The sequence below is a fragment of the Bradyrhizobium sp. 23 genome (assembly GCF_023073295.1).
In the GTDB taxonomy this organism is placed as follows: Bacteria; Pseudomonadota; Alphaproteobacteria; order Rhizobiales; family Xanthobacteraceae; genus Bradyrhizobium; species Bradyrhizobium canariense_D.
This window is the reverse complement of record NZ_JADPJF010000042.1, coordinates 387,898-397,651: the sequence shown is the minus strand read 5'-3', so window position 1 is coordinate 397,651 and position 9,754 is coordinate 387,898. Positions and strand designations below refer to the sequence as shown.

9 protein-coding genes are annotated in these 9,754 nt (G+C 64.1%); 2 read left to right on the top strand and 7 right to left on the bottom strand.

All coding sequences use genetic code 11. From position 1 onward, the window contains the following. The 5 genes from IVB32_RS11680 to coaD form a co-directional block, all read right to left on the bottom strand. Positions 1-785, bottom strand: a 785-nt coding sequence (locus IVB32_RS11680; RefSeq protein WP_247410392.1) for an S-adenosylmethionine:tRNA ribosyltransferase-isomerase, incomplete at its 3' end; no start/stop codon positions are given. Between the two features lie 142 nt (positions 786-927). After that, positions 928-1,392 (bottom strand): peptidylprolyl isomerase, encoded by a 465-nt coding sequence (locus IVB32_RS11675; RefSeq protein WP_018457987.1) that lies wholly within the window; start codon positions 1,390-1,392, stop codon positions 928-930. Further along, the gene (locus tag IVB32_RS11670; protein ID WP_018457988.1) at positions 1,389-1,814 is read right to left on the bottom strand and encodes a hypothetical protein; all 426 of its coding nucleotides are present in this window, start codon (positions 1,812-1,814) and stop codon (positions 1,389-1,391) included. The genes IVB32_RS11675 and IVB32_RS11670 overlap by 4 nt, the downstream gene beginning before the upstream one ends. An 8-nt stretch (positions 1,815-1,822) precedes the next feature. Next, positions 1,823-2,386 (bottom strand): peptidylprolyl isomerase, encoded by a 564-nt coding sequence (locus IVB32_RS11665; RefSeq protein ID WP_018457989.1) that lies wholly within the window; start codon positions 2,384-2,386, stop codon positions 1,823-1,825. Positions 2,387-2,427: 41 nt separating this feature from the next. Beyond that, the gene (gene coaD / locus IVB32_RS11660; RefSeq protein ID WP_204511274.1) at positions 2,428-2,922 is read right to left on the bottom strand and encodes a pantetheine-phosphate adenylyltransferase; all 495 of its coding nucleotides are present in this window, start codon (positions 2,920-2,922) and stop codon (positions 2,428-2,430) included. Between the two features lie 247 nt (positions 2,923-3,169). Between coaD and IVB32_RS11655 the strand changes: the two genes are divergently transcribed. Both IVB32_RS11655 and IVB32_RS11650 read left to right on the top strand, forming a co-directional pair. Then, positions 3,170-3,427, top strand: coding sequence for a hypothetical protein (locus tag IVB32_RS11655; RefSeq protein ID WP_018457991.1), 258 nt, complete (start codon positions 3,170-3,172; stop codon positions 3,425-3,427). Positions 3,428-3,633: 206 nt separating this feature from the next. Then, positions 3,634-5,487 (top strand): KUP/HAK/KT family potassium transporter, encoded by a 1,854-nt coding sequence (locus tag IVB32_RS11650; protein ID WP_085353166.1) that lies wholly within the window; start codon positions 3,634-3,636, stop codon positions 5,485-5,487. 105 nt (positions 5,488-5,592) lie between these two features. Here IVB32_RS11650 and gyrA read toward each other — a convergent pair whose 3' ends face one another. Both gyrA and IVB32_RS11640 read right to left on the bottom strand, forming a co-directional pair. Then, positions 5,593-8,337 (bottom strand): DNA gyrase subunit A, encoded by a 2,745-nt coding sequence (gyrA, locus tag IVB32_RS11645; RefSeq protein WP_085353167.1) that lies wholly within the window; start codon positions 8,335-8,337, stop codon positions 5,593-5,595. A gap of 371 nt (positions 8,338-8,708) precedes the next feature. Then, the gene (locus IVB32_RS11640) at positions 8,709-9,206 is read right to left on the bottom strand and encodes a single-stranded DNA-binding protein (protein WP_007590726.1); all 498 of its coding nucleotides are present in this window, start codon (positions 9,204-9,206) and stop codon (positions 8,709-8,711) included. Positions 9,207-9,754 lie beyond the last annotated feature (548 nt).

Sequence of the window (9,754 nt, the reverse complement as noted above, 5' to 3'; positions counted from 1 at the left end):
ATGATACGGCCGCCGTTCTTGCGCGCCGTGTTGAGCCGCTCCGCCGTCTCGGACGACAGCGTACCCCACTCGGCATGCATCTTGTGGCCTTCGGTGTCGTCCACCTTCACCGGCAGGAAGGTCCCTGCCCCGACATGCAGCGTGACGCGATTGATGCCGACGCCGCGCGCGTGCATCGCCTGCTCCAGCGCCGGGGTGAAATGCAGGCCTGCTGTCGGCGCGGCAACGGCGCCTTCGTTCACAGCGAACATGGTCTGGTAGTCGGCGAGATCCTGATCATCAGGCGTGCGTTTCGAGGCGATGTAGGGCGGCAGCGGCGGGCTGCCGAGATCGGCGATGGCTTGATCCAGCGTCGGGCCGTGAAACGAAAATGACAGCGTCACCTCGCCTTCCCCGCCCTTCGCCTCGACCTCGGCGTCGAGATGGCCGAGCAGGCAGACCTTGCCCTCATTGCCGAAGCGGATGCGGTCGCCGGCGATGAGTTTCTTGGCAGGCTTCACCAACGCCTGCCAGCGCGAGCCGTCGAGGCGCTTGATCAGCGTTGCCTCGATCTTCGGCTCGGTCTCGCGGCCGATGCGACGGCCTTTTAATTGCGCCGCGATCACCTTGGTGTCGTTGACGACGAGCTGGTCGCCCGGCTTCAGCCATTGCGGCAGGTCGGTGATGATTTGGTCGCGCAGCGTGCCGCGATCGACGACCAGCATCTTCGCGGAGTCGCGCGGGCTCGCCGGGCGCAATGCGATGCGCTCGGCGGGCAGGTCGAAATCGAAGAAGTCGGTGCGCATCTCGGACTCAGGGCCGCACAGTCACTCCTCATCCTGAGGGGTGCGGAACGCGCGTCTCGACGGATGAAGGCCCCGCTGCTGCAGCTCGGCCTTCATGGTTCGAGACGGCGCCACGCGCCTCCTCACCATGAGGGTTGAACGCCTACGCCGCGTCAGCCGCCATCCGCGCCTTGACGATCTTGTCGGGGTTCTGCACGGGCTCGCCACGCTTGATCTTGTCGACGTTCTCCATGCCTTCGGTGACCTTGCCCCACACCGTGTACTGGTTGTCGAGGAAGCGGGCATCGTCGAAGCAGATGAAGAACTGGCTATCGCCGGAATCCGGGCTGGCGGCGCGCGCCATCGAGGTGGTGCCGCGCACATGCGGCTCCTTGTTGAACTCGGCCTTCAGCTTCTGGCCGGAGCCGCCGGTGCCGGTGCCCTGGGGGCAGCCGGTCTGCGCCATGAAGCCGTCGATCACGCGATGGAACACGATGCCGTCGTAGAAGCCTTCGCGCACGAGTTCCTTGATGCGTGCGACGTGGCCGGGCGCCAGATCAGGCCGCATCTCGATGGTGACGGGGCCCTGCGTGGTCTCGAGGATCAGTGTGTTTTCGGTGGCGCTCATGCTCGTCTCTCTTGGGTTGGGGGTGAAGTCCTGTCAGGTGAAGACTTGCGGTTGCGAAACTGGATCGCGAACGGACGCCCCGCAGCGGCGCCGGCCATCGCATCGGTAAATGGCATCGGCGTGCAGCGTTGCAATGCCTCCATCACCGCGACCCGGTATTGCAGCCGGTCATTGTCGGAAGCCTCCGCGGATTCATAGGTAATCCTCGGATGGCCCAGAATGTTTCCAGCCCGGTTGAAGCTCACCACGACGGTGATGTCGATCGGGCGGGCCCTGGCGGCGGGCGGCGGCTTCCAGCAGGTGCGCAAATGCCGGAAGATGTCCTGGATGGTGTTGACCTGTGCGTCCTCGGCGACCGCGCCCGGGACGCCGAGCAGCAGCACCGCGGCAACCAGCAGGAGCTTGCCACCGCAGCGCGCCATCGCCGCTCCTACTTGATGTCGGAAGCGACCTGCACCTTCACCATCTTGTCGGGGTCGGTGACGGTGCCGCCGCTCGATCCGGGAGGCGCCTTCTTCAGCTTGTCGACGACGTCCATGCCCTGCACGACCTCGCCGATCACGGTGTACTGGTTGTCGAGGCTGCCGCCGTCGGCAAACATGATGAAGAACTGCGAATTTGCGGTGTCGACGCTGTCGCCGCGCCGGGCCATGCCGACGATGCCGCGCGCAAAATGCACCTTCGAGAATTCCTGCTTCAGGTTCGGATATTTCGAGCCGCCGGTGCCATTGAAGTTCTGACCGTCGCCGGTCTGCGCCATGAAGCCATCCATGACGCGGTGGAACGGCACGTTGTTGTAAAAACCCTCGCGCGCGAGCTGCTTGATGCGCTCGGCGTGCTGGGGCGCAAGGTCCGGCCGGAGCTTGATGACGATGCGGCCCTTGGTGGAGTCGATGACGATGGCGTTGGCCTTGTCGAGGCCGGCCGGCAAGGCTTGCGCGAAGGCCGGCACCGCGAACAGAACCGCGGCAAGAACTGCGAGAATTCGGATCATGACAACTCCGGATCAGAGATGAGAAAGGAAACCCGCCGTTATCAGGCGAATTTTGCCTTGAGCTGGGCCGCAACCAGCGGCGGAACGAAGGCCGAGACATCCCCGCCCATGGCAGCGATCTGGCGCACCAAAGTGGCGGTGATCGGGCGGACCATGGGAGAGGCCGGCAGGAAGATCGTATGCACCTCGGGCGCCATGGCCTCGTTCATGCCGGCGAGCTGCATCTCGAAGTCGAGGTCGGTGCCGTCGCGCAGGCCCCGAATCATGATCGTGGCACCGTGCTTGCGCGCCGAGGTCACCGACAGATCGTCAAACGTCACGGCCTCGAGCAAGCAGCCGGCCTGGGCGGCCACCGGCCCGCAGACGTCATGGAGCATCTTCAGCCGCTCCTCGGTCGAGAACAGAGGCTTCTTGCCGGGGTGCACCCCGATCGCGACAACAAGCCTGTCGCACAGCGACACGCTGTGCCGGACCACGTCCAGATGGCCGTTGGTGATGGGGTCGAAGGAACCTGGATAGAAGGCAATGCGCGGCATGGCCACGTCCTACCGCGCCCTGCCCGGCCCGGCAAGCCGGTCAAGTTCCCTGGCGGTTTTTCCGCAGAAGCGTGTCGGAATGCGCCGAATTGTTTCGTCCTAAGGGCGGCCACGACACAAAACGGAGCGCGAACGAAACCATTTCCCGCGTTCGCGAAGACGTCCGGAAACTGGCCATGGTTACTAATCCAGCCAACGAACGACGGGCCGCACACTGGGCGTAGCGGCCGCATCACAGGGGACTGTCATGATCAAGGCTCTTTCGGCGATCGCCATTTCTGCGTGTGTTGCTGCCACCCTCACGCTCCTGCCCGGCTTCGCCCCCACCGTCGAGGCGAGCGTGCCGCAGCCGCTTGCCAAGAGCGACCGGCTCGATATCCGCACCGTCGGCAAGGACTGCTCGCAGCAGGCCTGGCCGAATTTCGAAGCGTCCTGCCTCCGCCAGGCCGGCACCAAAGCCAACATCCGCGAGGCTCGCCTTGTGACTGCCAACCGTACTCCGTAGTGGGGGTCTGTCAGTTTCGCGTCAGCTAACTCTCAAGATAAACCCCAAAGATATACCCCATGGATATTTGCGACGTCCCGTCGCACACTGCCTGATGCTCGCGCCCGTCGGAATGACCCGTCGGGCGCGATCCCATCGGGGGGTCGCCATTGTCCAGTACGCCTGCAGTCGCCTCCGGCCATCAACCTGATCCACTGCCGATTGCCATGACCATGGGCGCCCTCGGGGTGGTCTATGGCGATATCGGCACCAGCCCCCTCTACGCCCTGAAGGAAGCCGCCAAGGCCGCCGCCCATGGCGGCACTTTGACGAACGATGCCGTTCTGGGCGTCGCCTCGCTGATCCTCTGGGCGCTGTTGCTGATCATCTCACTGAAATATGCGCTGTTGATTCTGCGTGCGGATAACCGCGGCGAAGGCGGCATCGTCGCGCTGCTGGCCTTGCTGCATGCCCGCAACGCTCAACCCGGTACCTGGCGCGCGCATTTGCTGGTCGTCGGCCTCGTCGGCGCCGCGCTACTGTACGGGGACGGCGCGATCACGCCGGCCATCTCCGTGCTCTCAGCCATCGAAGGTCTGAAGGTCGACGCACCCTCGCTCGCGCCGGCGGTTGTGCCCGTGACCGTCGTCATCCTGATCGGACTGTTCATGATGCAGAAGCAGGGCACCGGCTTCATCGGCCGCATCTTCGGACCGGTGATGCTGGCCTGGTTCTTCGTGCTGGCAGCGCTCGGCATCCACGGCATCGTCAAGGCGCCGGCGGTGCTGGCGGCGCTCAGCCCGCTCTATGCGTTCGACTTCCTGATCCATCAGGATTTTCATGTCTCCTTCGCGATCCTGGGGGCCGCCTTCCTCGCGGTGACCGGCGGCGAAGCCATGTACGCCGACATGGGGCATTTCGGCCGCCTGCCGATCCGGCTGGCCTGGTTCGCGATCTGCCTGCCTGCGCTCGTGCTGAACTATTTCGGCCAGGCCGCGCTGCTGATCACCGATCCCACCATGATCGAAAATCCGTTCTTCCAGCTCTGCCCTGACGCCCTGCATTATCCGCTGGTCGCGTTCTCGGCGGTCGCGACCGTGATCGCCTCGCAAGCCATCATCTCCGGCGTGTTCTCGTTGACGCAGCAGTCGATCCAGCTCGGCTTCCTGCCGCGCATGCAGATCCGTCACACCACGAGCGACGCGATCGGTCAGATCTACGTGCCGTTGGTGAACTGGCTGCTCGCCGCCGCAACGCTCGGCGCCGTGCTGAGTTTCGGCAGCTCGGAGGCGCTGGCCGGCGCCTACGGCATCGCGGTGTCGCTATTGATGGCGATCACCACGCTGCTCGCCGCCCTGGTCGCGATCCAGTGGGGCTATTCACCGTGGCTCGTGGTTGCCGTGAACGGCTTCTTCTTCGTGATCGATTTGATCTTCTTCTCGGCCAATTCGATCAAGCTGTTCGAGGGCGGCTGGTTTCCGCTGATGCTGGCGGGCTTCGTCGCCTTCCTGATGCTGACCTGGCGCAGCGGCGTGAAGCTCGTCGAAGCCGCACGCGCGAAGCTGCGCCAGCCCGAGGAGGATCTGATCGAGACCGCGGTCAACCAGTGCAGCGCCAGACTCCCCGGCACCGCCGTGTTCCTGGCCTCGGCGCCGCGCGGCGTGCCGCTGGCACTGACCCAGTTCGTCAAGCACAACCACGTGCTGCACGAGCGCATCGTCCTGGTCACCGTGCTGATCGAGGAGCTTCCTCACATCGCCGACGAAGACCGCATCGAGGTGATCGAGATCATTCCCGGCATTACCCGCGTCGTTCTGCATTACGGCTTCATGCAGAACCCGACGATTTACGAAGGGCTGACCTTCGCCTGCCGCCACGGCAAGCTGCCCGGCATCGATCTCTCCGACATCACCTATTACGTCGGCCGCGAGACCATCATCCCGCGCGAGGACGTGCCGGGCATGTGGGTCTGGCGCGAAACCGTGTTCGCCTTCCTGCAACGCAACGCCGAACGCTCCGCCGCGTTCTTCGGCGTACCGACCAAGCAGGTGGTGGAATTCGGCACGGAGCTGGAGATTTAGCTGGTCAGTGAAGTATCCGGATCGAGCACAACTCAATCCGGGACAGCCGTCCGAATGAAGAACCCGGATTTCGCTTGCGCTCCATCCGGGCTAGGGGGTGACGCATCACTCCCCGTTCGACTCCCCATTCGCCCCGTTTCCGCTCTCGGCCTCTTCCGTGATGTGCTCGACCGAGACGACGTGTTCGTCCTCCGCGGTGTCGAACACGATCACGCCCTGGGTCGAGCGGCCGGCGACGCGGATGCCTTCGACCGGGCAGCGGATCAGCTGGCCCTTGTCGGTAACCAGCATGATTTGATCAGCATCCTCCACGGGGAACGACGCTACGAGGTTGCCGTTGCGGTTGTTGACGCTCATGGCGACGATGCCTTTGCCGCCGCGGCCCGTGGTGCGGTACTCGTAGGACGACGTCCGCTTGCCGTAACCGTTGACGGACACGGTCAGCACGACCTGCTCCTGCGCTGACATCTCGACGTAACGCTCCTGGGCGAGTTGGAAGCTGCCGGAGGTCTCCTCGGCCTCGGCGTCCGCCGCCGGCTCCTCGGCCGCAGCTTCGCCGGCGACCGCACGACGCATCTTCAGGTACGCCGAGCGCTCATCGGACGTCGTCTCGACGTGGCGCAGGATCGCCAGCGAGATCACCTTGTCGCCCTCGGCAAGCGCAATGCCGCGCACGCCCATCGAGGTGCGGCCGGTGAACACGCGCACGTCGGTCACGGGGAAGCGGATGCACTGGCCGCCGGCGCCGGTCAAAAGCACGTCGTCGTGCTCGGTGCAGATCTGCACGTCGACGATCGCTTCGTTGTCGTCGAGCTTCATCGCGATGATGCCGGAGCGGCGGACATCGACGAAGTCGGACAGCTTGTTGCGCCGGACGTTGCCGCCTGTCGTGGCGAACATCACGTCGAGATTGCCCCAGGTGGACTCGTCCTCCGGCAGCGGCATGATGGTGGTGATGCGCTCGCCCTGCTCCAGCGGCAGGATGTTGATCAGCGCCTTGCCGCGCGCATTCGGCGCGGCCATCGGCAGGCGCCAGACTTTGATCTTGTAGACCTGTCCGCGCGAGGAGAAGAACAGCATCGGAGTATGCGTGGACGCCACGAACAGCCGGCTGACAAAATCCTCATCGCGGGTCTGCATGCCGGCGCGGCCCTTGCCGCCGCGGCGCTGGGCCCGGTAGGCCGACAGCGGCACGCGCTTGACGTAGCCGGCGTGCGAGACGGTGACGACCATGTCCTCGCGCTGGATCAGGTCCTCGTCCTCGACCTCACCTTCCTGCTCGATGATGACGGTGCGGCGCGGGGTTGCGAACTCGGCCTTCACTTCGGCGAGCTCGGACTTGATGATGCCCAGCACGCGGTCGCGCGAGCGCAGGATGTCGAGATAGTCGGCGATCTCGCCGGCGAGCTTGTCGAGCTCCTCGCGGATTTCGTCGCGGCCGAGTGCGGTGAGGCGTTGCAGGCGCAGATCGAGAATGGCCCTCGCCTGCTCCATCGACAGCCGGATCGTGCCGTTCTCGCTGATGCGGTGGCGCGGATCGTCGATAAGCGTCAGCATGTCCTCGACGTCCCGGGCCGGCCAGTCGCGCGACATCAGGGTGTCGCGGGCGGTGGTCGGGTCGGGCGAGGTCCGGATGACGCGGATCATCTCGTCGATATTGGCGACTGCGATGGCGAGACCGACCAAAACATGGGCGCGATCTCGGGCCTTGGCGAGCAGGAACTTGGTGCGCCGCGTGACGACCCGCTCGCGGAAGTCGACGAAGATCGCCAGCAGGTCCTTCAGGTGCATGACCCGTGGACGGCCGCTGTCGAGCGCCACCATGTTGACGCCGAAGCTCGTCTGCAGCGGCGTGAACCTGTAGAGCTGATTGAGCACCACATCCGGCACGGCGTCGCGCTTCAATTCGATGACGACGCGGTAGCCGTCGCGATCGGATTCATCGCGCAGGTCGCCGATGCCCTCGATCTTCTTTTCCTTGACCAACTCGGCGATGCGCTCGACCATCGTCGCCTTGTTCACCTGGTAGGGAATCTCGGTGATGATGATCGCCTCGCGCTCCTTGCGGATGGTCTCGATCGCGACCTTGCCGCGCATCATGACCGAGCCGCGGCCGAGGTGATAGGCGGCGCGGATGCCCTGCCGTCCGAGGATGACGCCGCCGGTCGGGAAGTCGGGTCCCGGCACGATGTTGATGAGCTCGTCGATGGTGAGCGCGGGGTTGTCGATCAGCGCGACGCAGGCGTCGATGACCTCGCCGAGATTGTGCGGCGGGATGTTGGTCGCCATGCCGACCGCGATGCCGCCGGCGCCGTTGACGAGAAGGTTCGGGAACTTGGCTGGCAAGACCGACGGTTCGGTCTCGTTGTTGTCGTAGTTCGGCTGGAAGTCGACCGTGTCCTTGTCGATGTCGGCCAGCAGAGCCAGCGCCGCCTTCGTCAATCGGGCTTCGGTATAACGATAGGCAGCCGGGGGATCGCCGTCGACCGAGCCGAAATTGCCCTGGCCGTCGATCAGCGGCACGCGCATGGAGAAGTCCTGCGCCATCCGGACCATGGCGTCGTAGATCGACTGGTCGCCATGCGGATGATATTTACCGATGACGTCACCGACCACGCGGGCGGACTTGACGTACTTCTTGTCCGGCGTGTGCCCCTGCTCGTTCATCGAGTACAGGATGCGGCGATGCACCGGCTTCAGGCCATCGCGGGCGTCAGGCAGCGCCCGCGCCACGATCACGCTCATGGCGTAGTCGAGATAGGACTTCTTCATCTCCTCGAAGATGGAGACGGGGCGAATATCCGAGGGTTGCGCCGGCTGGTCGCCGGGCTTGTCGTCGTCGTCAGCCAAGGGGAAATCCGGTGAGGTTTTATCTGGGAATCATATAGCGCATCGAGCCTCTGATAACCACCCTCGCGGCGTTCTGGGAAGCGCTTTTTCCGCCTATTTTTCCAACAACTTAAGCCCTTGCGAGCGGTGTCTCGGACAGCACTCGCATCGGCCTTGCAAAATCGCCGCTCACGCGTGGAAAACCGCGCGGTGAGCTTGCCGCGTCGGCGCGTTTGCCAAGCCGCAATCCGAGCTCACCCCAAACATGAAGCGGGCCCGGAAATGCCGAGCCCGTCCTGTCGATTAGTGGGATGTTCTGACATGAGATGAGAAGCGCCGCCCATCCGGCCGGGCGTCCGCATGCAGGCGCCGCGTTCTTGGAGCGGAATCGCTCAGAACGGGATATCGTCGTCCATGTCGCTGTTGCGGCCACCGCCGCCGGCGGCAACAGGGCGCCGCGGCGCGCTGCTGACCGGACCGGAGGAGCCGAAATCGCCGCCCGGCTCGTCGCCGAAGCTGCCGCCTCCGCCACCGCCGCTACGACCGTCCAGCATCGTCAAGGTCGAGTTGAACCCCTGCAGCACGACTTCGGTCGAGTACTTTTCGACACCGCTCTGGTCGGTCCATTTGCGGGTCTGGAGCGCACCCTCGACGTAAATCTTGGCGCCCTTCTTCAGATACTGTTCGGCGACCTTGCAGAGCCCTTCATTAAAGATCACGACGCGGTGCCACTCGGTCTTTTCCTTGCGCTCGCCAGTCGCCTTGTCGCGCCACGTCTCCGAGGTCGCGACGCTCAGATTGGCGATCGGCCGCCCGTCCTGGGTGCGGCGGATTTCAGGATCCTTGCCGAGATTTCCAACCAGAATGACCTTGTTGACGCTTCCCGCCATCTCCGCTCTCCGCTCCGAATGCCACTGAATTCAAGAAGGCCGGTCCGCTCCCGCGTTCCGCCGTGCCTGTTGAGGCGACCCTATACGCTCGCCGAACACTTGCGGACGACGATCAGGCCGTCACCCTTCCGGTTATCCCCACATATAGCATCGACCTCCGGTTCGTTCCAGATTTGTTCTTGGCGAAGACAGATCTGAAGGCGTGGGATCGATCGGCCAAATGTGTTGCGGAAAGGCACACGTCGATTGGAACCTTTGTAGGTTCCCAAAAATGGAAGAAAGAACTTAACATTCAGCAAGTTATAGGTACTCGCACTGCCCCGGTATTGTTGCATTTGGGAGACGGACTCTGCCGCTCCGTAGAGCTACGGTTGCCTCGGACTTAGTTCATATGGGCCCTCGCGCCTGATCAGCCGCTTCGGGGACATAAGAAGCGGACGAAACCTGGGGAGACTGGCAATGAATAAGCTTCTTATTTGTACAATCGGTGCAGTGGCGATGGGCTTGTCGGCTCCCGCAAGCGCGGCGGACATGGCCGCGCGTCCCTA